The sequence below is a fragment of the Petrotoga olearia DSM 13574 genome (genome assembly GCF_002895525.1).
GTDB lineage: Bacteria > Thermotogota > Thermotogae > Petrotogales > Petrotogaceae > Petrotoga > Petrotoga olearia.
The window spans coordinates 18904-45175 of sequence record NZ_AZRL01000012.1; the positions used below are offsets into that span (position 1 = coordinate 18904).

21 protein-coding genes are annotated in these 26272 nt (G+C 33.1%); 7 read left to right on the forward strand and 14 right to left on the reverse strand.

Going from position 1 to position 26272, the window contains the following annotated elements:
- The first annotated feature begins 128 nt into the window (after window positions 1-128).
- On the forward strand, window positions 129-2111 hold the full coding sequence (locus tag X929_RS04125) for a sodium-translocating pyrophosphatase (protein WP_103066777.1): 1983 nt from the start codon (window positions 129-131) through the stop codon (window positions 2109-2111).
- 135 nt (window positions 2112-2246) lie between these two features.
- Window positions 2247-3263 (forward strand): 6-phosphofructokinase, encoded by a 1017-nt coding sequence (locus X929_RS04130; protein WP_103066778.1) that lies wholly within the window; start codon window positions 2247-2249, stop codon window positions 3261-3263.
- A gap of 74 nt (window positions 3264-3337) precedes the next feature.
- Here the strand turns inward: X929_RS04130 and X929_RS04135 are convergent, their stop codons facing one another.
- Window positions 3338-5059: a hypothetical protein gene (locus tag X929_RS04135; protein WP_103066779.1), complete on the reverse strand. Its 1722-nt coding sequence runs from the start codon at window positions 5057-5059 to the stop codon at window positions 3338-3340.
- A gap of 409 nt (window positions 5060-5468) precedes the next feature.
- Between X929_RS04135 and X929_RS04140 the strand changes: the two genes are divergently transcribed.
- From X929_RS04140 to X929_RS04160, 5 genes are all read left to right on the forward strand, one after another.
- Window positions 5469-7097 carry an ATP-binding cassette domain-containing protein gene (locus X929_RS04140; protein ID WP_103066780.1) on the forward strand — a complete coding sequence of 543 codons (1629 nt, stop codon included), beginning with the start codon at window positions 5469-5471 and terminating at the stop codon, window positions 7095-7097.
- Window positions 7098-7131: 34 nt separating this feature from the next.
- A complete protein-coding gene (locus tag X929_RS04145) occupies window positions 7132-8721 on the forward strand; it encodes an ATP-binding cassette domain-containing protein (protein WP_103066781.1) in 1590 nt (529 codons plus the stop codon).
- A complete protein-coding gene (locus X929_RS04150; RefSeq protein ID WP_103066782.1) occupies window positions 8714-9664 on the forward strand; it encodes a radical SAM protein in 951 nt (316 codons plus the stop codon). Before X929_RS04145 ends, X929_RS04150 begins: the two co-directional genes overlap by 8 nt.
- Window positions 9665-9944: 280 nt before the next feature.
- Window positions 9945-10127: a hypothetical protein gene (locus X929_RS04155; protein ID WP_103066783.1), complete on the forward strand. Its 183-nt coding sequence runs from the start codon at window positions 9945-9947 to the stop codon at window positions 10125-10127.
- 51 nt (window positions 10128-10178) lie between these two features.
- Entirely contained in the window at window positions 10179-10787 is a 609-nt protein-coding gene (locus tag X929_RS04160; protein WP_281255427.1) for a transposase, read from the forward strand.
- On the opposite strand, the gene X929_RS04165 is transcribed toward X929_RS04160, so the two are convergent.
- The 13 genes from X929_RS04165 to X929_RS04225 all read right to left on the reverse strand — a co-directional run bounded on the left by X929_RS04165 (window position 10685) and on the right by X929_RS04225 (window position 26250).
- Window positions 10685-11275, reverse strand: coding sequence for a DNA methyltransferase (locus tag X929_RS04165; protein ID WP_103066785.1), 591 nt, complete (start codon window positions 11273-11275; stop codon window positions 10685-10687). The two genes, X929_RS04160 and X929_RS04165, sit on opposite strands and share 103 nt — an antisense overlap.
- A gap of 118 nt (window positions 11276-11393) precedes the next feature.
- Complete coding sequence (locus X929_RS04170; protein ID WP_103066786.1) at window positions 11394-12542, reverse strand: hypothetical protein; 1149 nt, start codon at window positions 12540-12542, stop codon at window positions 11394-11396.
- Window positions 12523-14529, reverse strand: a complete 2007-nt coding sequence (gene ligA, locus X929_RS04175) for an NAD-dependent DNA ligase LigA (RefSeq protein ID WP_103066787.1) — start codon at window positions 14527-14529, stop codon at window positions 12523-12525. The genes X929_RS04170 and ligA overlap by 20 nt, the downstream gene beginning before the upstream one ends.
- A gap of 14 nt (window positions 14530-14543) precedes the next feature.
- Complete coding sequence (acpS, locus tag X929_RS04180; RefSeq protein WP_103066788.1) at window positions 14544-14906, reverse strand: holo-ACP synthase; 363 nt, start codon at window positions 14904-14906, stop codon at window positions 14544-14546.
- Entirely contained in the window at window positions 14884-16971 is a 2088-nt protein-coding gene (gene pilM, locus X929_RS04185) for a pilus assembly protein PilM (RefSeq protein WP_103066789.1), read from the reverse strand. The genes acpS and pilM overlap by 23 nt, the downstream gene beginning before the upstream one ends.
- Window positions 16972-16988: 17 nt before the next feature.
- Entirely contained in the window at window positions 16989-19322 is a 2334-nt protein-coding gene (locus X929_RS04190; protein WP_121875372.1) for an endonuclease MutS2, read from the reverse strand.
- The gene (locus X929_RS04195) at window positions 19316-19837 is read right to left on the reverse strand and encodes a hypothetical protein (RefSeq protein ID WP_103066791.1); all 522 of its coding nucleotides are present in this window, start codon (window positions 19835-19837) and stop codon (window positions 19316-19318) included. Before X929_RS04195 ends, X929_RS04190 begins: the two co-directional genes overlap by 7 nt.
- A 19-nt stretch (window positions 19838-19856) precedes the next feature.
- A complete protein-coding gene (dxs, locus tag X929_RS04200) occupies window positions 19857-21695 on the reverse strand; it encodes a 1-deoxy-D-xylulose-5-phosphate synthase (protein WP_103066792.1) in 1839 nt (612 codons plus the stop codon).
- 62 nt (window positions 21696-21757) lie between these two features.
- Window positions 21758-22213 (reverse strand): transcription antitermination factor NusB, encoded by a 456-nt coding sequence (gene nusB, locus X929_RS04205; RefSeq protein ID WP_169924959.1) that lies wholly within the window; start codon window positions 22211-22213, stop codon window positions 21758-21760.
- Window positions 22185-22637: an Asp23/Gls24 family envelope stress response protein gene (locus X929_RS04210; protein WP_121875371.1), complete on the reverse strand. Its 453-nt coding sequence runs from the start codon at window positions 22635-22637 to the stop codon at window positions 22185-22187. The genes nusB and X929_RS04210 overlap by 29 nt, the downstream gene beginning before the upstream one ends.
- Before the next feature lie 52 nt (window positions 22638-22689).
- On the reverse strand, window positions 22690-25143 hold the full coding sequence (mutS, locus tag X929_RS04215; protein WP_103066794.1) for a DNA mismatch repair protein MutS: 2454 nt from the start codon (window positions 25141-25143) through the stop codon (window positions 22690-22692).
- A gap of 183 nt (window positions 25144-25326) precedes the next feature.
- Entirely contained in the window at window positions 25327-25941 is a 615-nt protein-coding gene (gene clpP, locus X929_RS04220; RefSeq protein ID WP_103066795.1) for an ATP-dependent Clp endopeptidase proteolytic subunit ClpP, read from the reverse strand.
- Between the two features lie 3 nt (window positions 25942-25944).
- Window positions 25945-26250 carry a DUF370 domain-containing protein gene (locus tag X929_RS04225; RefSeq protein ID WP_103066796.1) on the reverse strand — a complete coding sequence of 102 codons (306 nt, stop codon included), beginning with the start codon at window positions 26248-26250 and terminating at the stop codon, window positions 25945-25947.
- Window positions 26251-26272: the final 22 nt, after the last annotated feature.

Here is a 26272-nt window from a genome sequence, read left to right on the forward strand (position 1 = left end):
TAGAGGCTTCAGAAACAAAAAAATTTCAAAAATAAGATTTTGATTTTAAAACAGTTACAGGGCGCCATCCATATAGTTTCAGAGTTTTCAAAAACAGCATAATACCAGATTTCACAAGGAGGAGAATTATGGGATTTATTTCTCAGGTTATATCGGTTATCTGTGGGTTGATTGGATTAATTTTTACGGTTTTTTTGGTTTTCAACATTTTAGAAAAATCCCCCGGAAATGAAAGAATGCAAAAACTTTCAAAAATAATTCAAGTTGGCGCTCGATCTTTTTTATTTTCAGAATATAGAATCCTTTTCGTTGTAATATTTTTATTCGCGGGTTTTTTGTGGCTTGTAAGTTCTTATCAAATGGCTTTGTCTTTCATTTTAGGATCGGCATTTTCGGTTTTATCAGGTTTTCTAGGGATGTCAATCGCTACCAGAGCCAATGCCAGAACAACCAATGCAGCGATTAGCAACTTAAACGATGCTTTGACTGTATCTTTTAATGGTGGCGCGGTTATGGGAATGATTGTTACCTCTTTAGGATTAATGGGATTGGGAGGTATATTCTTCCTTGGAAATGGTAATACTGAGTTAATGAGTGGCTATGCTATGGGTGCATCTTTTGTAGCGCTTTTTGCAAGAGTGGGAGGAGGAATTTTCACCAAAGCCGCCGACGTGGGGGCTGACCTGGTTGGTAAGGTTGAAGCAAATATTCCAGAAGATGATCCAAGAAACCCAGCGGTCATTGCTGACAATGTGGGAGATAATGTGGGGGATGTTGCAGGTATGGGCGCCGATCTGTACGAATCTTACGTAGGCTCGATCTTTTCTGCTTCAGTGTTGGGAAGCATCGCTTTTTCATTTAAGGGAGCTCTTTTCCCATTTTTTGTAGCTTCATCAGGTTTGATATTATCAATTTTTGGTATTATTTTTGTTAATTATTACATCAAAAAGACAAAGGAAGTTGAACCCGAAAAGGCCCTTCACTTTGGTACATATCTGACATCATTTCTTCAAGCTATAGTTGTTTTTTTCTTATCGAAGATAGTTTTCGGGAACTTTTATTCAGGTTTAATTGTTATTATGGGTATGGTGGTTGGAATTCTTATAGGGGTCGTTACAGAATATTACACTGCAAAAAAGCCGGTAACAGAGCTTGCAAAAAGCGCTCCTTCAGGTTCGGCTCCTTTGATTATCAATGGTCTTGCTCTAGGAATGGAATCAACGCTTTTTCCTATTCTTTTAATAGGAACAGCTATTATACTTTCATTCTACTTATACGGACTTTTTGGAATAGCGATCGCAGCTGTTGGAATGCTTTCAACACTCGGTATGAGTTTATCCATCGATGCATATGGCCCTATCGCCGATAATGCCGGTGGAATTGCTGAAATGGCTCATTTAGAACCTTACGTTCGAGAAAGAACGGACAAGTTGGACGCTGTTGGGAATACAACTGCTGCTATGGGGAAAGGTTTTGCAATAGGATCCGCTGCTTTAACGGCTTTGGCTTTGTTCGCCTCTTATTTGCAGGTAACAAATATCTCAATCGTTGATTTGAATGATGCGAATGTATTTACCGCCTTGTTAATCGGTGCAATGCTTCCCTTTCTGTTTTCGTCTATGGTAATGAAAGCAGTTGGTAACGCTGCAAACCTTATGGTGGAAGAAGTAAGAAGGCAGTTTAAAGAAATTGTGGGATTAATGGAAGGAAAAGCTGATCCAGACTACGGTAAGTGTGTAAAGATTGCTACCAATGGCGCTCTAAAATATATGATACTTCCTTCTTTAGTCGCTGTTATAGCCCCAATGATTGTTTACTTCTTATTAGGCAAGCAAGCTGTCGCAGGAATGTTAGCAGGAACAACAGGCTCAGGAGTTATGTTAGCGATATTCATGGCTAACTCTGGAGGCGCCTGGGATAACGCTAAGAAGTTAATAGAAACCGGAAAATACGGGGGAAAAGGGTCTTTGGCTCATAAGGCTTCTGTTGTAGGAGATACCGTGGGGGATCCTTTAAAAGATACGGCAGGACCTTCCATTAATATTTTAATAAAACTTATGTCTATAGTTTCTATAGTGATTATTCCTATTTTAATTAGAATTTTTGAGTGAAACTCTTGGTTAAAATGGTTGGTGTGAATACTATTTTTCCTTATGGGTGGTAGCGGGGCAAAGGGGCGCTAACACAAGGTTTTAGAGTTCCTAAAGTTAGTATAATTAAATTAAAATTTGGAGGTGCATATAATAATGAAAAGAGTTGCTGTTTTAAATGTTGGCGGAGACTGTCCAGGCTTAAATGCCGTAATCAGGGCACTCATCGTAAAAGGCGCTGAAGAGAATGTCGAAGTTGTTGGTGTCTACGATGGTTTTCTTGGCCTCGTTGAGGATAAATTAACTATCCTTGCCAAAGAACATGTTTCAGGTAAATTGCCTGAAGGTGGAATAATTTTAGGTTCTTCAAAATATGATCCTACTGCTAATCCAGACGATTTGAAAAAGTTAAAAAATAACTTTGAAAGATATCAAATAACTAGTCTGATATTGTTAACAGGCCATACCGGAGCAAATATTGCTTTAAAATTGGCAAATGAAGGCATACCTTCGATAATAATACCTGCCACTGTTGATAACGATCTATACTGGACGGATCTTAGTGTTGGCTTTCTAACTGCATTACAGATCGTCACAGATGCATTAGATAAACTTCATTCCACTGCCAGTGCAGGTCATAGGGTAATAGTTGTGGAAACCGGAGGAGACGAAGCAGGATGGTTGGCCACAATTGGTGGAATGGCAGGTGGTGCAGATTATATAATAGTACCAGAGTTCGAATTAGACCCTAAAGATATGATTGAAAATATTAAAAAGAGATATTCTGCAGGTAGACGATTTTCCATAGTCGTTGTAGAAGAAAAGGTCAAACTCCCCGAAGAGGTTCAAAATATAATAGGTGATCCCAAAGTTCGTCAATACATGAAACCAGCAGAATTAGTCACAGAGTATATAAAAGCTAATTTGCAAAATGTTGAATGCAGAACGGTCGATTTGGATTATTTACAAAGAGGAGGAACTCCTTCATCTTTTGATAGATACTTGGCTTTTAAATTCGGTGTAACAGCTATAGATGCTGTTAAAAAAGGAAAATCTAACGTGGCTTTAGGTCTGGATGGTTTTGATGTTGTGGAAAAACCCTTTACGGACGAAATTTTGAAGAATAAAGAGATAAGTCGAGAATTATACGAGATGGGTAGATTGTTTTTCTAACAATATTGAGCGGTGCTTCTTGCACCGCTTTCTTCCGTTTAGTTTACTAAAAAATCATCTCTCAACTGTCAAAGTCAGGAGTATAAATTATTGCTAATTTCCACCAACTCTTCTCTTTCATCCCCTTCAAAAACATAAAAAGAAATAGCAGAAGGCTTTCTTTTCAACGTGTATTTTTTCACGAATGGATTAATCTCTTTTGGTACTTTCGGTGTGAATTCTTTTGGTATATCTTTTAAGTCGTAGTACCTACCGTAATTCATTATGAACTTTTCTATCGTCTTTTTTTGTCCTGCATCAAGACTAATGTAATTTTCTATGAACTCTTTTAAATTCTTTTTATTTAAGTCTTTCATAAACTTTTTTACAACTTCTTTCCTCCCCAAATAAAAAGGATGTTCGTTGAAGGTTATATTTTTGTTTGTGTGGATTTTTGGTTTTTGAACGTTTGTTAGTAAAGAATTAAAATCTATCTTTTGATTTCTTTCAAAGATAGAGTTTATTAACTCTTTAGTGTAGTAATCACATCTTTGTTCAATTAAACTGTCATCTTGTATCTCTTTAATTATCTTTTTTAGATCAATCTCTTCTTTGTAGTAATGAACGAGGTAAGAGGTAAAGAGTTCTGATATTTGCCTTTCTTTTGGAAGATTTTTAAACTTTTCAAGGTTTATCTCAAACTTCTTATCTATATCATTCTTTTTCAATTCTTTGATTATGCATATAGGTGTGGATGTATCTATTTCAAACTCAAGAGCTTCTAGTATGTTTCTCAAGGTACTTGGTTGAATGTACTTTGTCTTTGCAGATAAAAACTCTTTCAACGTTCTTTCAGAAACGTTCATTGAGTCTATAGGTATCTTTTCTTTTCCTATCTCTTTCCTTATGAAAGCCCTTAACGTTTTTGTGTTTAGATAATTTTCATTTCTAATATTCAAAACAAAACGTCTGACATCATGAATTGTATATCTAAACTCATTCCATATTATTTTTTTCTTATCACCAGTCAACGATGAAACTAAGCGTGAGAAAATAAAGGCGGTCTCATGAACCAAAGGATCTTTGTTATTCTTCTGTACTTGAAACATAGTATCGAGGGAATTGAAAACATCAAAGTTATCATCATGGAAATAGTAACCAAGGTAGAATCCTAATGGAAAAGTAAAAGCTAAAGCCTTTTCTTTGTTTGCATCTTTCAACCACCAAGATGAATTGTTTAAAGCTTGCACCATCCCAGAAGGATGTGGAATAGTTTTTAAAACCTTAAATGCTTCAACATTCAAACAAACTGCTTCTTCGTATTGCTCTTCGTTCTTTTTCCCTCTTGCTTTTGATAGTAATATGAAGCCTTTGGTGGCAGGAGAATTTTCATAAGTTTCACTCCAAATTCTAATAGTTTGCAAATCTTTTTCATCAAAATTTAATTCACGGACATTCTTTAACTTCTCAACGACTATTCCTCTTAAATACTTAGGAAGTTTTTCGAATTCTTCCTTCAATTGATTGAATACTTCTTTAATTTCTTCATTTCTAGAAAGATTGACCAAAATACCTATCTTTTCAACTAAAATTAGACAATACAAACCACCTTTTTTTAACTTTTGTAACTCTTCATCTATTATCTCAAGGGCTTCATCGTATTTAACATCCCATTTTAATTTCAAAACGTTTATGTAATTGACAATGCTTTTATTTTTATCTGGTCTATCACTTTCTAAGTAATGAATAACATAATTCAAAATTGGCCTTATGAACTGTCCTTTATTCACAATTTCAACCAAAGATCGAAGATTCATTCGAAGAACCTCCCTGACCTCATGAAATATTTACATAGCGTTATAATAACGGAATATTCGTTTACTTTAATTCAACCTAGAAATTTTCTAAAAATAGATTGAAACCATTCAAACACAATTGTACCATAATACAGATAAAAAAAGAAAAAGAGAATATAAGTAATTTAAAGATAACAAAAATTATCGAGTTTGATTTTAACATAGGTATTTTTTGATCGATCTCTGTAATACTTTATCAATGCATATTTGAAGCCAATTAAAAAAACAGTTGAAAACCATATGAAAAAGTATATAATAAAATTAAGATCTTTAGAAGGGTGGGGAGTGAGTTTCACATTCGTAGATATCTTTGGTAAAAAACTAATGGTTGAATAAGAAAAAGAAACTGGGGGGAGTGGAGGAGAGTTATATGATATCTGGTGCTTTTAACATCATGAAAGAAACTTTTAAAGTAAATTCTAAAAAGATAATAATCCCAATATTTATGGCTATTATTTATTGTGCTTTTTTCAATATATTATTATCATTTCTAGTGCAAATAGCCATTGATACGGCTTTAACAACGGAAGTTGAGTTTAAAAATTTAATCCTAATTGGAATCTTACTACTGTTTTCATGCATTTTCTATATCTTTATATACAGATGGCAGATAATTGAATCAAAGAAGTTGACATTGCGACTGAGAAGTAAAACTCTAAAAGATATTATGGGCACTCAATTAGATTTAAATTTAAGAGATCAAGAAAGAATAACTTTTGGGACATTTTCTACGATTGTCAATGAGGATTTAGATAATTATTCCAATAGTATTAATTTTGTTATTATACCGTTAGTAAAACAGTTTTTGACAATAACTGCAGGCTTAATTTACGGATTTATATACTCACCAGTGCTTACTATTACGGTAATTTTATTCGTATTTTTTTATCAAATTACAAATAGCTATTTAGCAAGAAAGGTTAGGGATAAGAAGATTATTTCTAAGAACAAAAAAGAAGTAGTAAAGCACTATTTCAACGATGTCAATCATAATATACCACTACTTAGAGTATGGAAATTATTAGAAGAGACGAAGGGAACTTTCAATTTCAAATATGAAAGTTATTTTCAGAACGAAGAAAAAGTTGCATGGTTTCAAAGCATAATTAATCTATTTTCGAAGCATTTAATAGCTGCATTAGAATTTTTTATATTCCTTTTTGGACTTTATCTTGCAAAGCAAGGGCATATAACCATAGGAACGGTAGTGGGGCTTTGGAACGGCTTGGTAGGTTCGATACTTTGGTCGGTGGTAGAAATTCCCTACATATATGAAGATCTATCGACAGCCTTGGCTTCAGAAAATAGAATAAAAAGGTTTATTAATAAAGGGAAAAATGAAATTAAAGATCAGATACAAGCAAGTGAAAAGAAGGAACCAGAAACTGATTTAAAACTTATCGCAAAGGATGTTAGCTTTTCCTACAACAAAGAAGAGATTCTAAAAGATATTAATTTAGAAATAGACTCTAAAAACAAAATATACTTTTTAAGGGGAGAATCGGGTTCGGGGAAGACGACCTTAGCAAAACTATTATTGGGGCTTTATAAGCCAAATAGTGGAGAAATCTATATATCCACCGCAGCAGGTAAGGATTACAATCTTTTAAATTATTGTTCATATGTTCCCCAAACTCCTGAACTAATGCCGCTATCAGTAAAAGATAATATCTGTTTAGGTTTGGAAATAGAAACTGAAGAGCTTGAAAAGATTATAGAAAAGGTAAATCTTAAGGAAAAAATAAATAGCCTAAAAAACGGCATTTATGAGATTATAACTGAAGACAATGTTTCAGTAGGAGAAGCTCAAAGAATAAATATAGCAAGAGCCATACTAAATAATAAACGCTTTATAATACTAGATGAGCCATTTTCGGCCATAGATCAGAAAAACAAAAGGGCTTTAGTAGAATTGATTAAAAACACTAAGGATATCAGTTTTTTAATAATTAGCCATGAATTAAACCTTGGATTAGAAGGAGAATTATTAGAAATATAATCTTAAAGGCCCCCTTAGAAATGTGAGGTGAATTATGAATAGTATTAGAAAAAATATAGTTAAACCGATTAAGTATTTGATAATTTCAACTGGGATAATAGCCATTATAGCAGGAGGGCTAGACTTTTTTATAGCTAATTCATATAAATACCTAACTGATAATTATAGAGAAATTGAATTTATTAAATATGTTAGTTTTTTCACTTTTTTATTCGTTGGGATCTTATTTATGAGATTACTTCTAGAATACTTAGGAAAGAAAATGGATATAATGGTTGAAAAAGAGATAAGCAATAAAATATTAGAAAGATTATTTTTTGAAAATATACAGGATATAGAATACAACGGTATTTCAAAATATATATCCCTTTACTCACAAGATGCGCCCAGGGTTTCAAATTTCCCATCTAGGGTATATATTCCATTTATAAGTGGAGCCATCGGTTTTATATTAGCCTTAATATATGGAATTTATAATTCCTGGATACTTACATTAATAGTCATTTTAACATCAGTATCTTCTATACTTATTATAAGATATTTTAATAAGAAGATAGTTTTAAAAAACGAAAAATTTATGCAATCTCTAGATTTGTTAAATAAATACACATCCTTTATAAAAAATAATCAGCTTATAATAAAATCCTATAGGAGCGAAGATTTCGTAAAAAGGAAATTAGAAAATGGTGTTGAACAATACAATGACACTACCATAGAGAGAGCCAAATTAAACGGTACTATGAGATCTGTAAGCATCGGTATGGGACTATTATTCAATACTTTATGGATGGTTGTAGGAATATTTATGATTAGGGGAGGATACTTAAATCTAGGAAGCTTTATTGGCTTTATGTATTTTTCTTCAGCCTTTAATTGGCCGTTTTTTGAAATGACCAATATTTGGAATGAATATGTAGATATAAAAGTCTCTTTGGTGCGTATAATGGAATACAATAAAGAACATGGAGAGAATCATTATAAGAAAAGAGAAAGAATTGGTTTTAATCTATTAGAAACCAAAGATCTCGAATTTAAGTACCCCGATGGAAAGATTATTAAATATCCAGACATAACTATTAAAGAGAAAGAATGGGTAGCAATAACTGGGAAAAGCGGCTCAGGAAAAACCACTTTTTTAAAGTTATTGTTAGGTCTTTATAAGCCAAGTAGCGGGGAAATCCGATACAACAAAAATTTTAGACCGGAACAATTTTCAGAAAACATTGGATATGTTCCACAAATAAATCTTATATTCAACGATAATTTAAGTTATAACTTAAATCTAGACAATTCGAAAGAGCTAAGTAAATTACAAAATGAATTACTCACAAGATTTGGATTAGAAAAAATTGATACTACAATATTTGAAAATCTGGAAAAAGATTTAGGGACAAACTTTGAGCACACAATATCTGGAGGCCAAAAACAAAGATTAGGCATAATTAGAGCATTGGGAAAAGGATACAATATTTTAATATTAGATGAGATAACATCAGCCTTAGATGAAGAGAATGCCAAGAGAATCTTAGAGTTTTTAAAAACATTAGGAGTGACAGTGGTAATGGTTACTCACAAAACAGATTCGATGAAATACTATGATAGAGAGATAAGAATAGATGGCTAACATAATGATAAACAACAATTGTAATTTATCCTGTGAGTATTGTTTTGCAAAAAATATTTCTGCTCCATTATATATGACTTTCACTGATTTCAAATATGCCGTTGATTTTATTGCAAGAGGTAAAGAACAAATAGGGATTTTAGGTGGTGAACCGACGATTCACCCATTATTTAGAGAATTTGTTAATTATTTAGAATTTAACAAAGATGTAAGATCTTTTATTTTATTCACAAATGGGATTAATTTAGGTAATTATGTGGAGTTAATTAAATACAATAAAATGCGCATATTATTAAACCTAAATAGACCTTCAGACATAGGAAGAAAGTATGATAGAATTATAGAAGGTCTATGTAAATTAAGGAGCATAGGAAAGTTGAGCAATAAAATAGCTATAGGGTTAACCATATATGACGATAAATATTCTGATCATTGGTTAAAAGTTATGAAAGACAATAGTTTAAACAAACTCAGACTGTCGATAGCAGTTCCTAACAAAAGAATAGAATCAAGTAGTATTGAATATTATAAAAAATATAAGCAAATAATATTTAAATATGTGCACGAAGCACTTAACAATGGAATACTACCCTTTTTTGATTGCAATGTTCCACCTCCGTGTATTCTTGAAAACTCTGAAAGGCAGGAGCTTATGGACAAATTTTCCGGAAGACCCACTAACGTTATTTGCAATAAGTCTGTGTGTGAACCTGTTATTGATATTTTACCTGACTTGAAAGTAATACGGTGTTTTGGAACCAAAAAGGATACAGAATTGAATTTAAAGAATTTTAAAAGCTTACATGAAATTAGGAATTATTATATTAATGAATATGATAAGAAACTAATAGAGAAACATATTGATAGCAGATGCAAAAAGTGTGTGTTTTTCCAAAAGTCTTTATGCAACTCAGGGTGTTTATGGCTCATAAAATCAGAGTAACTAACTGTCTAAACTTATTCATAATTTCAGCGAATCATCTAGATCTAAGGATATTTCACCGAGGAAGGAAATTATATGTATGCAGTAAAATAATAAAAGATTCTATCACGAAAATAGTGGGTAATTAAGCTGGAGTTAAATTAAGATTACTCAAGGGAAATAAAGAAAATCAAAAGGTTCTCTTCCAAAAAGTGTGGGTAGAAAAAATGAAATATGAACAAATGATTAAATAATCTGGTATCATGTAAGGAAACACAAAACAGATAAGGAGTGATGCCAGATGAGAAAAGAGTTACCCAAATTCTTTGAACAGATACTGAATATAACAGAGCCATGGTACATAGAAAAGATAGAACAACAAGAAAATACAATCAACATATATGTAGATTTCAAAAAAGGTGCAAAGTTCGAATACAACGGTAAATATTACAGTGCATACGATACTGTTCAAAGAAGCCAGTAACACTTAAACCTATTCCAATATGAAACATACATACATGCGAGGGTAGCTAGGATAAAAACAGATGATGGGACAAAGACTGTAGAGGTTCCTTGGGCTCGAAAAAACTCTGGATTCACCTTGTTGTTTGAAGTGTTTATTCTCGAGTTGTACAATCATATGACGGTTGCTGAGATAGCTAAAAAGTATAATACAACCCAAAATAGGTTGTGGAGAATATTAGACTTTTACGTTTCAAAGGATATGTCGGTACCTTTCAAAGCTGGAGCAAAGAAACATTTCCCAAAAGCAAAGATAATATTTGACAAATTTCATGTACTTAATGTATTAAGTGACCAACTTGATAAAGTGAGAGCCAGAGAGAATAAAGGGTACCATGAAATACTCAAAAGGACAAAATACTTGCTATTAAAAAATCCTAACAACCTTACTAAGAAAGATAAAGTTAGACTCAATGAAACGCCCCGAAAGGGGTTCAAGGAAGAACAACATCTTGACACAGTTCAAGCCTACGGATTGGTGCTTGAATTTAAAAAGATGTTCGATTACAAAAAACCTTCTTATGCAGCTAAGTATTTTGAGATAAAAATAACTCCATCATCTCTTAATAGGTTTCTTGCTAAAAATAATCTTGGATACATAAAATTAAGCCAGTCAGAGTGATACCTTCCACTTGCTTCTGTATTTGTTGTAAGTTTATTTCCTTTACCATCAATCTGTCCAGTTTTCTCTAAGTAATCCTTCAATGGTTCCTTGAAATTATCACGATAAATAAAATCCTTGCCAGTGTTATAAGGGGGATCAATATAAATCATTTTCACTTTACCAAAGTAAGGTTTAAGCAAAAGTTTTAGTGTCTCTAAATTTTCTCCAACAATTACAATGTTTTCTTTATTATCAAAATCTATAGATTTTTCCTTATCTGGTTTTAAGGTTCCATAGGCGGGAGATTGAATAAGTTTATACAGGTTGCTTTTTCCAGCCCAATTAAAATAAAATCTATCATCTTCCTTTTCAATAATTTCACCACTTAATAATGATTTCAACTTTTCAAAATTAATCTTATTATCTTCGAAGATTTCAGGATAAATTCGCCTTAGCCCTTCTTTAATATCAGTTTTTACTATTTTATTGATCTTTTCAATGTCCATTTTATTGCCTCCATTCTTGTTTCTCAAAAGTTTCCTCTTTTTTCCCCTAAAAAAATCGATTGTAATTGTCAAGTTATCTATTATGGCTGTGTCGTAATTTTTCGGATAGTATATGTTTTTAAAACCCTACTTCAATTGAAAAAGATATTTTGATAAATGGCGTTGTTTCTCCGTAGGGACCAGGCCAACCTTCCACATCTTCTTTTCTCTCATCATCGTAGGGTGTGTCTAAGTTTATTTCACCTTTGAGGTAGTGTTCGAAGATAATTTTGTATCTGGTGGTTTCATTGGCGATATCCAATCCAATTAAGTAACCTTCCATATCGTTTCCGTAGTCAAAGCCTATGGGAATATCTTCTTCATTGTATTTGGCGGTATACTTTAAGTAAGGTGCCCATTGGTTGTACATCCAAGTGTAAATTTTATAATACTCTATTTTCGGAGATATGTAATATTTCGAAGTTTTTCCAACTAATCTTGTTCCTAATCCCCAAGCAAATGCGGTTGGTTTGTAATATGTTGCTCCCCCTTCAGTATCGGGTACTACAAAATCGTCCATCGCGAATTGTCCATATATTTGCCACCCCTTGGTAGGAATGAAAGAAACATCTACTCCCAACATATTATTTGAGAACCCTTCACCTAAGTTATTATGAGCTATACCAAAAGGGTTAGCATCAGAAAGGTCAGGATATTTACCGCCTATCAAATTCAATTCGTTCAAAGAAAGCCTAACTCTATCGAAAAGATTAAATTCTAATCTGTGTATAAACAAGGTCTTTGAAGGATCAGAATACCCAAAATCTTCCAATCCAGCTCTGTCGGAATTAGTATCAAAATTGGTACCAAAAGAAGTATCTTTTTGCCTTTCTAGCTCTTCTTCAGTTAAGTAAGGATCGAAAAAGTACATTCCTGAGACAATTCTCATACTTCCTGCATCGTATCCACCCATGAACCCAGTAACATATGGTAATGAGTCAGATAAATATACTCCTCTTTCCAAATCTGACCAATTGGTTTCAAATATCCCCCCAATCAACCACAGGGGATCAAAAGATTTGTAAAAGAAGCCAGGATAAACTTCAAACTCATCGTTTGAGTTTATTGGGTAAGGTGTTATGTTTGTGAAATCTTTTCCTTCATATATTGAAGATAGTAGATAAACTTCGTTTGTAGTTATCTCAGAGAAGCCCTTCGTATTAAAAAAAATGAAGATAAGTACTAATATATGAAACGTTCCTATTTTTCTAACTTTCTCCATATTCATCAAAGAACTCTTCTTCACTCATTATAGTAATTCCGTAACTTTGAGCTTTATCTAATTTAGAACCAGGGTTTTCTCCAACGACTAAGATATTCGTTTTCTTCGTCACGTTTTCAGAGAAAATGCCACCTTTAGATTCAACATATTCAGCGAATTCTTGCCTTGCCATTTTTGACAGTGCACCGGTTTGACATATTACTAAACCTTTTAAAGGCCCTTCTGATTTTTCTTCTTCTTTTTTGCCCGTGTTGACTCCAGCATCTTTTAGTTTTTTAACAATCTTTTTAACTTCTTCCTGTGAGAAAAACTTAAGAATTGCATTTGCTATATCTTCACCAATACCTTCTATTTTAACAAAATCATCGAATTTTGCATTTATTAAATTGTCTAAATTTTTAAAATGTTTTGCAAGATCTTTCGCTGTTTTTAATCCCACATTTGGTATACCAAGGGCATTAATTAATCTATATAATTCTCTATTTTTTGATTGCTCTATTTGAGTCAATATATTTTCTACTGTTTTGTCTCCTATACCTTCTCCTAAGCTTCTAATTTTTTGTTCGTCTAAATAATAAAGATCTGCTATATCTTTAACTAAGCCCGCATCAACCATTCTTTTCAATATTTTCGGTCCAAGTCCTTGAATATTCATTGCGTTTCTTGAAACAAAATTTTCCAACATTCTTAAAAGCTTTTCTGGACAAGAGGGATTCAAACATCTTATTGCCACTTCAGAAGATTTTATTTTCCCAACTTTTCCACCACATACAGGACATTTTTCAGGAGGTTGGATTATTTTTTCTTCCCCAGTTCTTTTTTCTTTAATGGGCCCTATAACTTGTGGTATTATGCCACCTGCTTTTTCAATTAGTACGTAATCGCCTTCCCTTATATCTCTTTCTTCTATATAGTCAAAGTTGTGCAAACTTGCCCTTTTTACCGTTGTTCCTTCGAGTTGTATAGGAACAAATTCAGCAACGGGGGTTATTATCCCTGTACTTCCAACTTGAAGCTTTATAGCTTTTAACTTAGTCTCTTTTTGTTCGGCTTCAAATTTGAAGGCAATTGCCCATCGTGGGGATCTAGTGGTTTCTCCAAGGATTCTCTGTAATTCAAAACTGTTCACTTTAACTACTATTCCATCTACTTCGTATTCTAATTCCTTTCTCCTTCGATTCCATTCTTTCCAAAATTCTATAACTTGTTCAATATCTTCAACCTTTTTGTAATTAGGATTGATTCTGAATCCAACTTCTTTCAGAAAATTCATCGCTTCTTCTTGCGTCTGTAAATTGTAATTTTGAGGGAAAATAACGTAATACATAAAAGAGCTTAGCTTTCTTTTTGCCACTTCTTTACTATCCAAAAGTTTTAGAGTTCCTGCTGTGGCATTTCTGGGATTTGCGAAAATAGGCAACCCTTTTTCTTCCCTTTCAGAATTTATCCTTACAAATTCCTTTTTTGGCATGTATATTTCTCCACGTACTTCAACGGAAATATTTTTTCTCAACTTTAAGGGAATGGAGGGGATGGTTTTTACGTTTTGCGTGATATCTTCTCCAATTGTTCCATCTCCCCTGGTTATGGCTTGAGTTAATAGCCCATCAGTGTACCTTAAAGCTACCGATACCCCATCTATCTTCAGTTCACAGAGGTACTCAACACGGTTTAAACTCAAGTTCTTTAAAACCCTTTTATGGAAATCTAAGATTTCTTCTTCGTTGTAGGTGTTATCTAAAGATAACATCGGTATGGAATGGTTTACTTTATTGAACCCCTCAACAACGATCCCCCCGATCCTTTGAGTAGGCGAATCGGAAGTTTTCAATTCGGGATATTTTTTTTCGAGCTCTGCGAATTCTTTAAATAGCTTATCGTATTCCTGATCGGAAATAATAGGGTCAGCTAATACATAGTATCTATAGTTATGTTCTTCTATCTCTGATTTTAACTTTTCGTAGTGTTCTTTTATATTTTTTGGTATGTCCAAATTACAGTGCCCCCTTATTCTTCATCTATTACTACTACTGCTGTTGCTACGGCATACTCTCTTTCATGGGCTATAGATATGTGTATGGTTCCGTTGCCTCCAAACTTTTCGAATAGATATTTCACTGATTCTTCGGCTAAATAAGGTTCTCCACTTTGTTTGTTAAGGACGGTAATTTCCGAGAAAGGAATAAACCTTTTGAAACATTTAATTAATGATTCTTTCACCGCAAAACGACCGGCTGCGTATTCTTTTTTTCTTTTTTGCCCTTTAAAAGTATCGTATACTTCTTTTTCTTTTTTAGAAAGTATTTTTTGAACGTTTTTTTCGTTGATCCTCTCGACTTTTACGATGTCAACTCCTATTCCTCTGATCATTAATTAACAACCTCACATTCGCACCTGGCTCGATCTTTTGTAGAAAGCTTTCAACTTTTTCGTCGTTTAAGTAAATTTCATAAGATTGTATTTCTTCAATGTTTATGGAAAGATGTGAAAATACATCGATTAATTGAACATCCTTTTTCACTTTTTTTATCGAATAATTCGCTCCATTAGCCACTTCTGCTTCTATATCCACAACTTTCCCGTCATAGGATACGATTATTTCTTCTTTGTTTAAATGAACCTCTTTCCCATTTAAAAATACCTTCATCTTTTCGGTTTCGATATCCAAGAATTCTTTTATCTTAGGAAGCTTTATGGCTTTTGTTTTTAGAAGATCTCCATTTTTTATTTGATAATCTTTATCTAAGATTTCTTCGTCTTTCATGATGATCGTACCCACAGGGACTTCATATGGAAGGTTATTTATTGTGAAGAAAATTTTCTCGTTGTAATTTTTAAATACATCCTCTATTTTTGGAGGCGTTGTAAATATTTTATCTCCGTCTTTGATCTCTTCTTCCAAGTTTTCTACTTTTTCATCGTTTTTTATTACAACGGGATAAGTGGTTTTAGGTTCTCCATTTAAGAAAAATTCAATGGGGTCTATTACGTCTTTTACTTTTAAATTGACAGGTTTTCCGTTCTTGGGTTCTTCTATTTCAACGTGGTCTCCTGGTTTGATGGGAGAGTGTATATCTGCAGATACTCCGTTTATCGTAATTTTTGCCTTCTCACCCATATTTCCCTTTTTTATCTGTAATTTTCCGTTCAGTTCGAAAGCTATCGCTGGGGAGGGTAATCCAACCAATTTGTCTAGAGAATAACCTGATTGTAGTAACGCCTGTAAAACGTTCATGTCTTTTCCTATGATTAACATATTTACATTTCTACCATTTATTTTAACTGTATTGAACACACTACCCTGTTTTTTCAGTGCAACATTTACTATACCTAAAGGGGTTATGTATTCACTACCTTCCATTCTTTTTGATTCAAAAATGATATTCTCCAAGTTTTTGGTAGTTTTTAGTGATACCCTTTCTTTGGGAAGTCCAAGTTTGTCGGCTAATTTTTCGGTGAAAGTCGGCACTTTTCCCCCTCCACCTACTACCATCACAGCGACAGGAGGTTTCCCGTTTAAATTCAATATTTCTTTAGCTATTTTATCTGTTATGCTGTCTATAACAGGTGTGATTATTTCGATTACTTCTTCTTTTCTAATAACTTGAGGATTATCCAAAATATCGTTGTATGTAATTTCATCGCTTTGAGATAATTGTTTTTTAATCATTTCAGCGGTTTTGAAATCCACTAAAAGTTGTTGAGATATAGTGTCTGTTATCTCGTCTCCAGCTAAAGGTACCATTCCATAGCCTGTTATTACCCCTTTATTTGATATGGATATATCGCTTGTACCTGCTCCCACATCTACCATTGCAACATTCAGGTTTCTCAAGTCCTCAGGTACAACTAAACTTGTGGCAGCTATCGGTTCCAATGTAACATGGATTGGTTTTAATCCTACTTTATCCAACACAGACATCATTGCTTCTACAACATTTTTTGGTAGATAAGCTGCTAAAACTTTTACTTTTGCTTTGTCACCTCTTTGCCCTTCTAGATGTTTAATCCATTGATTATCAAGACTGTAGTAAAGTATGGAGTATCCTACACAGTACATTTCTTGTAAGTAGTTTAATTTTTCTGTAGATGCTTTGACGGCTTCAAGTTCCATTTTTTTGATTGTTTCATTGTCTAAGTAACCATAAGTTGAAATATCAAGGCTGTAAGAACCTATTGAAGAGATTAGAAATCTACCAGCTATGGCGATGGCAACTTCGGAAAGATTGATGGAACTTTCTTCTTCCAGCTTTTTCTTTATTTTGGATACCCCTTTTGCAACCTTGTTTACATCATGAATTTGTCCGTCAAGCATAGCTCTATTTTCGTGTTCAACTTCTGCAAAATGTTTGATGATTATATTTTCAGCTTCTTCATCATATTCTGCCAATGTCCCTACAAGAGTTCTTGTACCTATATCAAGTCCAAAGATCATTTCCATTCCCCCATTATTTAGACTTCTATCACTGTCGCCCCTGTTCCCCCTTCTTCACTTCGGGCGATTTTGAAATCTTTAATTAGAGATGATTTTCTTAGATAATCCCAAATTCCCATAGCTAGTTTCCCCGTTCCTTTCCCATGTATTATTCTTCCTTCTTTTATCCCAGAACTTATTAAATCAGAAATAAATTTTTCTATTTCTGGTATAGCTTCATTTACTGAATAACCTCTAACATCTAATTCAGTGTTCATATTTTTCTTTTGATCTATTTTAACTTGAATTCTTTTTTCTTCATTTTTATCTTTATCAGAGTTAATTAAAGGTTCAATTTCCGTTGGATTATAAGTTATCTCTATGGGAGAACCGTCAATCTGAACGGTTATCTTTGAGTTTGTCACACTTTTTACCGTCCCCATAATATTATTAGAGGTTTTTACTTTCATTCCAACCTTTATCTTAGACCTTTCAATTTTTCGCCCTTTTTGTTTTTGAGATAATGTATTTTTAATTTCTTCAAGTTTTGAGGCCATATTCTCGGATTCTTTTAATTTTTTTCTGATTTCTTGTAGATCGATTTGATCTTTGTTTTGCTTGATTTCTTTTAATACGTTTTGAATTTGACTTCTCATATTTTTTATCTGTTCTTTAAGTTGATACAACTCTGGATCGAGACTTTCTATTTCTTTGTTCTTTAATTTTTGCAGTTTTTCTTCGTACTCTTTTTTATTGTTGTCAATCTCTTCTTCTTTCTTCCTGATTCTTTCTATACTTTCTTCGTATTCTTTGTGTATAGAAGTTAATCTACTGAGTACTTTTTCACTTTGTGAAAATTCCTCGCTGAGATTTATTTTACTTTCTTCTATTATTTGAGGGTCAATCCCCAATCTTTCGGCTATTTCAATTGCATGAGAAGCTCCCGGCACTCCTATCATTAGTTTGTATGTAGGTTTGAGTGTCTCAATATCGAATGACATAGAAGCTGCGAGCAATTTTTCTTCTTCCAGAGAGAATGTTTTAATTTCAGATAGATGTGAAGTGGCAAATATTATTGGTCCTTTCATCAACAGGTACTTCAAAATGGCTTTGCTTAAGGCAGCTCCTTCAATCGGATCGGTTCCTGTTCCTAGTTCATCTATCAATACAATGGATTTTTCATTGACGTTTTCAAGTATATTTTTTAAGTTCAACAAATGTGCTGAAAAAGTGCTTAGGTTTTGAGATATATCTTGTTGGTCCCCCATATCCGTATAAATTTCTTCTATAAAAGGCATTTCAGCATTTAAAGCTAATACTGGTAAAGCGGAATGAGCCATAAAAAAGGCTAATCCAATTGATTTCAGAGAAACCGTTTTACCCCCAGTGTTAGGTCCCGTTATTATCATCCCGTTTCTATCGAGCTCAACATCTATGGGGACTATTTTTTCTTTTGGTATTAATGGGTGCTTAAGTTCTTTGAGGAGTATCTTTTTAGTTGTGTGGGGCAGAATGAATACTCCATTCATCTCTTTGGCGTATCTAGCTTTTGCTATATTGGCATCTATATATTCCATCAATTCTATGTTTTTTTCTATTTTAAATTTGTTTTTTTGAAGTTCAAAAGTCAAATTTGAGAGTATTCTATTGATTTCGTTCTTTTCTTGTGAATATAAATCTGTAAGATTTTCATTCAGTTCTATAATGGTATCTGGCTCTACAAACAAAGTAGCACCGGAATCGGATCTTCCTACGGTAATACCTTTTATAACATTTCTATTTTCACTTTTTAACGCTATACATAACCTTCCATTTCTTTCCACAGGCTGGTCTAAAGAAAGGTATTTAATATACTTGCTTTTTATCTTGTTGAATTCTACATTTAATTGATGTTTTACTGTGTTTATACCGTTTCTTATTCTTTTTAATTCGATTGAGGCGTTATCTTTAATTTCTCCTTCAGAAGTAAAAACTTTAAAGATCTGATCCTTTAATTCAAGCAGAGGTTTGTAATCTGATAACTTATCAGTGAGCAAATCATTTATACCGCTGTAATGTTTGTGAATGGCATAACCGTCGTCCAAAAACTCTCCAATCTTTCTGAATTCTTTACCTTCGATACTTTCCTTGTTGCTGATCTTTTCCATTATCGAAGGGATATAACTTAAACCATACAAATCTTTTAATGTACCTTTAATCGCCATATCAAAAAAAACTCGAGAAATGTTCACTTCTCGGTCTAATTCTGTTAGATCTTTGTACATTTTTACATTTTTTAAAAAATACTCTTTCCCATAATCGGTATGACTATAGGTTGAAATTAAATTTAATATTTTTTGGATTTCCAAATCCTTGTAGGTTTTTTCTAAAATTTAAAACTCACTCCCAACGAGATTGGTAGATAATTAACGGTTAGGCTTTCTTCTTCGTAGTACCGGGTCTCGTAACCAACAGACAGAGATAAATTGTTGTAGCTGATACCTCCATTAATAAGTATTTCTGTTTTAAAATTTTGAAAATAGTCTTCCGTGTGAACGCCTCCATAGGCGGATACCAAAAAATTTAAATTGCCAATTATATTGGTTGTATATTTCATATTCAACCCTAAAGAAATTCCAACATCTTCTATATTTTGTGAACTATCTAATAATTCGTAATTGTAAAAAAATCCTACATAAGGGCCATAGGAGATTTCTTCACTATCTTGGGTTGGAATTAAAAAAGAAATCCTTCCACCGGTGTAATCTAAACTTTGTTGAATGCTTGTATCACCTGTTGAATTAAGCGTGTAGGAATAAGAAGGGGTCAATAATAACTCAAAAGCGTATGTAACGCTAGTTATGATAAAGAATATGGTAAGTGCTAAAAAAAATTTATTTTTTATCATTTTTTACTCTCCCTTTTTTTTAAGATGGTTGTATTTTAACCTTGGAGACGATTTTTTCAAAGTTATCCCTTATAGTTTTTATTGAAAGACCGCATTCTTCTAGTTGTTCTTCTCTTGTGGCATGAGAAACAAACTCATCTTTCACACCAAAGGAATAAATTTTTTTATCTCTCAGTTTGAATATCTCTTCGTTGAAACCACCTTTCAAACTCCCCTCTTCATAAACAAAAATATATTCAGCTTTTTGTTCCAAAAGTTCCAAAAAATATTCATTTAAAGGTTTGACGCTTCGTACTCCGATTATATTAATGTTATAATCTTTCAGTGCTTCATAAACATTTTGAGAGATAGTTCCAACAGCAAGAGCGTATAACGCAGAATCAGCCATTTTTAGAAATTTCCATTCCCCATCTACTATTTGAAGATTGTCGAGTATATTTTGTATTTCAACTTTTTCTCCATCTCTTGGAAATCTAATAAATCTAGGTTTTTTCAATCCTTTTATTACAGAAGTATAAATCATATTAGCTAAATCTTGTGCGTTCAATGGGGTCCATATTTCTACATTTGGAATTAACCTTGTATATGAGATGTCAAAAGCTCCATGGTGGGTAGGACCATCTTCTCCAACCAAACCCGCTCTATCTAACAAAAATAGAACCGGTGTCTTTTGTAAGGCAACATCATGAATAAGTGAATCAAATGCCCTTTGCATGAAAGTTGAGTAAATATCAACAACAGGCAAAACTCCACCTAAAGATAGAGCAGACGCCGTAGTAACTATACTTGGTTCCGTGATACCCATATCAATTACTTTGTCAGGACATATTTCTTGAAGTATATTTAATCCCGTTCCATCGGTCATGGCTCCCGTAAAAGCTAAAAATTCAAAATCTTTTAAGTGGGATAACGTATACCCGACAATTTTACTATAAGAAACTTTGTCTGGTTCTTTTTTTGATACACCATGAAATTTAGTCGGAGATTTTTCTGTTTCTTCGAACCCTTTACCTTTAGTGGTGACAACATGCAGTATCACAGACTTCTCATCATAAACTTTAATGAACTCCAAAAATTCTTCCATTTTTTTGATATCATGTCCATCGACAGGTCCATAATATTTGATTCCCAACTCTTCAAATAATGATGCGGGTGTATCGTATATCGAGTATTTTAAAGCGTTTCTGACTTTCTTTAAAACTGATTCTACATCTTTACCTAGGGAAGAATCTTCCAAAGAACTCTTTAAAATCTCTTTTGCTTGAGTATATTCTTTTTTTATTCTAAGGTTATTCAATAATTGGGAAATCGTTCCTACATTTTTTGAAATAGCCATGTTGTTATCGTTTAGAACTATTTTAACTTTTACATCTTGATAGTTCAATTGATTTAACGATTCAAGAGCCATTCCGCAACCTAAGGCTCCATCTCCAATAACTGCCACTATATTTCTTTTCCTATTTTTTATTTTATCAGATAGGGCATAACCTAGGGAAGCTGCTATAGAAGTCCCTGCATGCCCAGCTCCGAATCTATCCGCTTGTGATTCGTAGATATTTGTGTAACCACTTAATCCGCCTTTTTCACGTATAGTCTTGAAATCTTTCCAACGACCTGTCAACAGTTTATGCACGTAAGATTGATGACTGGTATCCCAAATAATAACATCTTCTAGTGGATCAAATATCCTGTACAATGCAATAGTTAATTCCACAACACCCAAATTTGAGGCAAGATGGCCATTGCTATTGTATACTACGTTGAAAATATACTTTCGAATCTCTTGAGCTATTTCTTCTAATTCCTTGTAGCTCATGTTCTTAAATGCTTTATACAGAGGAGTATTTGGTGATGCCATACATTTTATATAGATTTTTAGTTACTCAAAATCTATACTTCCCCCTTTCGATTTTTGTGACTCTACATAATCGATGCTTGCGAACGTGCAATCTTATCCATAATACCGTTAACAAAAGCAGCGGCTTTTTGTGTCGCATAAGTTTTGGTTAACTCCGTTGATTCATTTAATATTACTTTGATGGGTATATCTTTTTTGTTTATTAGTTCGTAGATAAAAATCCTCATCACTGTTTTTTCGATGTTTCCTATCCTTTCTATTGACCAATCAATTGAATATTTTTTAATCAACTCATCATACTCATTTTTATTTTTATAAATATCTTCAATGTATTGTTTAGCCTCTAAATAATAACTTTCTTCTAATCGTACCCTTTCGTTTAATTTTTCAAAAGTGAATAATATATCTTCCAACTTCACATCCTTTACTGATAGTTGGAAAAGGCTTTCAAAAATTAACTTTCTCATCATCCTTTTTTTTGATATGTTTTCATTCATTCTTTTCCTTTTTCTCTTCATCCTCCTTTTCTTCACTTTCAGGGATTTCTTCTTTTTCAGGGATTTCTTCATTTTCCAAGGTTTCTTCTTCTATTTCTTCGTACTCTTCTAACTCTTCGGGCTTTACAAGGTTTTCGATGGATACGTCAATGTTTGAGATATAGACCTCTGCAATTCTTTCAAGATCATCTTTAACAGCTTTTTGAATATTTTTAGAAAATTCAACGATGTTTTCGCCATATTTAGCCGGTACCTTTAACGAAACACTAACGCTTGAATCGTCGTTAATTGTAATCTTTATACTTTTTTGCAAATCTTTTTGAATTTTCTCGTTATAGACCTTTTGTTCTTTCATGTAACCTTCTACACTTTTGAAAACTAAATCTTTTAATACATTTTCTGAAATACTAATTTCTCCAAAATCATTTTCCTCATTCAAAGCCATCGTTTTTCCCTCCTTAGGATTAATATTTACCTATTTTTTATTATATCATAAATTAAAACATTTTTAACTGATTTTCATGTGATTCATATTTTTTCTTATTAATATTTTTTATTCTCTTTAATCTACTTTCCAAGTCCACTCTATTTGACAATTGAGCCAATATTTCTTTTGATCTTTCAATTATTTCGATAGGAAATCCCGCCAATCTTGCTATTTCTATACCATAACTGTTGTCACTGATGCCATCTTCAATTTTGTGTAAAAATATAACGCCATCCATAGTTTCTACAACCTTTATTCTTTTGGCAACAACTTCTTCGTATATATGTGACATGTAAGTTAACTCAGTATAATGTGTAGCGAAGATTGTATTGCATCTTTTAACTTGAAATAAATATTCTGAGATTGCCCATGCAACAGAAATACCGTCTAACGTACTAGTTCCTCTACCCACTTCATCAAGGAGCACAAGGCTGTTATCCGTTGCTTTATTCATTATAGTCGAAACCTCTAGCATCTCGACTAAAAAAGTTGATTTCCCGCTAACTATATCATCCCTTGCACCGATTCTAGTGAATATACCGTCATAAATAGGGATTTCTGCCGTTTCAGCTGGAACGAAGCAACCTATTTGTGCCATTACACTTATAAGTCCTATTTGCCTTATGAAAGTTGATTTTCCGCTCATATTAGGACCTGTCAAAATTATATAAAACTTGTCTTCGCTTAAATATAAGTCGTTAGGAGTAAAGTCATCAACAAATCTTTCCACCACCGGATGTCTTGCGTTGATTATTTTGATTTCTTTGGAGTTTTGCACAAAAGTGGGCCTTTTATAATTGTAAACTCTGCTAACCTCTGCAAAAGATCTAAAAACATCCAATTCAGCGATCTTATCGGAAAGTTTTTCTATTTTATCCACATATTGACTTAGATGCGTTAATACCTTATCGTAAATATCTTTTTCAATGGCCTTTATTTTTTCTTCTGATACTGCTAAGCGCTGTTCGACTTCTTCCAATTCTTTTATTGTGTATCTTTCCGTATTAACCAACGTTTGCTTTCTCACGTAATCATCGGGAACTTTAGAAGATTGCGATTTCGAAACTTCTATATAGAAACCGTAAATCTTATTCCTTCCAACTTTCAAAGTGTTAATCTTAGTTTTTTCCTTCTCCCTCTTTTCAATACCTTTCAAAACGCTATCTAAGTTATGAAATATGTTTCTGTATTCATCTAACTCTTCTGAAACACCTTCCTTAATTACTTTTCCGTTTCCAGGAGCAATTGCAGGTTCTTCTATGATGGTATTTTCGATAAACTCTTTAACTTCTCTAAGGACATCTATACCATCAAAAAAATTGGTCAACCCTGGATTCGAAGTTAAAGATTCGAGTATATAGGGAATAACTTCCAAAGAATCTTTTAATGCTATGAGATCTTTTGGAGTTGCCTTCATCAAAGAAATCCTAGATGAGATCCTTTCGAGATCTTTTACAGATGACAAATATTCTTTTAGTTCTTCTAACAAAAGAGGATCTTCAACTAAGTATTGGACTTTGTTTAGCCTTTCTTCTATTTTTTCTTTATCAGTGAGAGGAGTAAGGATGAACTCTCTTAATTTTCTATTCCCCATACTGGTTTTTGTGAATTTTAGAATGTCGTAAAGAGTTTTTCCTTTGTTTGAATTTGTAGGAAGAATCCCAAGATTCTCTATAGTGTTGGAATCTAAAAACATGTAGTTTTTTGTCTTAAAACGTTTTGGAAGTTTCATGTGTTTGATTTTTGAAAATTGTGTGACTTCTAAGTACTTTAAAACAGCGTCGGCTACTTTTAATTCTTCATCATCGTAATCCAAATGATCAAGACTTAAAACTTCGTACGTTTCTTTCAAATGGTCTTTAAAATTGTTTGAAAAGTACCATTCATCCAAGATTTCTACATATATCTGATTGGCTAAATTTTTTATCTTTTTTGATAGGTGTTCAAGCTCCTTAGATAGCAAAATCTGTACCAAACCAAAAGAAGAGATGAAGTCTAATAGTTCGCCTTCTTTGAAATCAAATGAGTCTAAATAAAAGTCACCCGTTGAAAAATCAAAAATGGCTATTTTAAACAAATTCCCATTGTTGGTGATCAAGGCGGTAAATCTGTTAGTTTCTTCCAACATACCTTCGTCTATGATGGTACCAGGCGTCAGTATTCTGGTTACTTTTCTATCGACTATACCTTTTGAGCTTTGAGGATCCTCCATTTGTTCACATATAGCCACTTTATACCCGGCATCTAAAAGCCTTTTCAAATAGTTATTTAATGCATGGTAAGGAATGCCTGCCATAGGATGACCGTTTCTTTTCGTTAAGACAATTTGCAATATTTCACTGACTTTTTTGGCATCTTCAAAAAAAGTTTCATAAAAATCTCCGAGTCTAAAAAGTAAAATAGAATCTTTATATTCTTCTTTTATCTTTAGATATTGCTTTATCATCGGAGTTAAATTATTCATAAATGATCCTCCCAGCATTCTTGGACACTCTGTAACTCTTTTAAAATCGAAATCTTGTTTTTGAAAATTAGTTTATTCCACATGTATCTACCCTCAAGCAAAAGAAGGACGCTTCGTTTCTGGCGCCTTCTTTTATTTGAATTGTTAATAAAATTCGGTTGAATTTGTTTAATCTACACTTGATTATTTTTTGTTGTTTTCTTTAGTGGCTTCACTCTTTGTTGTTATTACTTTATCTATGAGACCATAGTTTAAAGCTTCTTGCGCATTCATAAAAAAGTCCCTATCGGTATCTTTTTCTATCTTTTCTAAAGGTTGTCCGCTGTGTTTGCTAAGTATGTTATTTAAATCTTCTTTTATTCTTAAAATCTCTCTGGCATGTATTTGTATATCAATCGCTGACCCTTCGGCACCACCCCAAGGTTGGTGTATCATTATTCTTGAATAAGGTAGAGAATACCTTTTACCTTTTGCACCAGCCGCTAATAGTACCGCTCCCATAGAGGCAGCCTGACCTATACATATAGTTGAAATATCAGGTTTAACGTACTGCATCGTGTCGTATATTCCTAATCCTGCTGTTACAGAACCTCCAGGAGAGTTTATGTATAAAAATATGTCTTTGTCTGGATCTTGAGATTCCAGGAAGAGTAACTGGGCAATTATTACATTAGCTACATCATCATTTATTGGTGTCCCTAAAAAAACTATTCTATCTTTCAACAATCTAGAATAGATATCGTAAGCTCTTTCGTATCTTCCTTCCGTTTCTATAACTACCGGCATAGGTATAGCCATAATTTATCGCCTTCCTTTCTTGATCTTTTCTATAATTTTTTTTGATTCAAGCGCAGTTAACACTATTTGGCCACTATCCATGTAAATAATCGATTTGACCGCCTTGCCATATGAAGCATCAATCAAACTAACAGAGGCATTCAAAGGAGGTGGAGAATTTTCTAACTCAGCTTCATTTTCAAATTGAGTTAATACATCAATTCCTTGGTAAATCTTTTTTATTTTACCAAACTGAACGAATGAATCAGGGACAACGGAATGGATTCTCTCCGTAGGCACAAAAACACCTTTTCCAACCGATATAAACATTATTATTCAGCTTCCTCTTTTA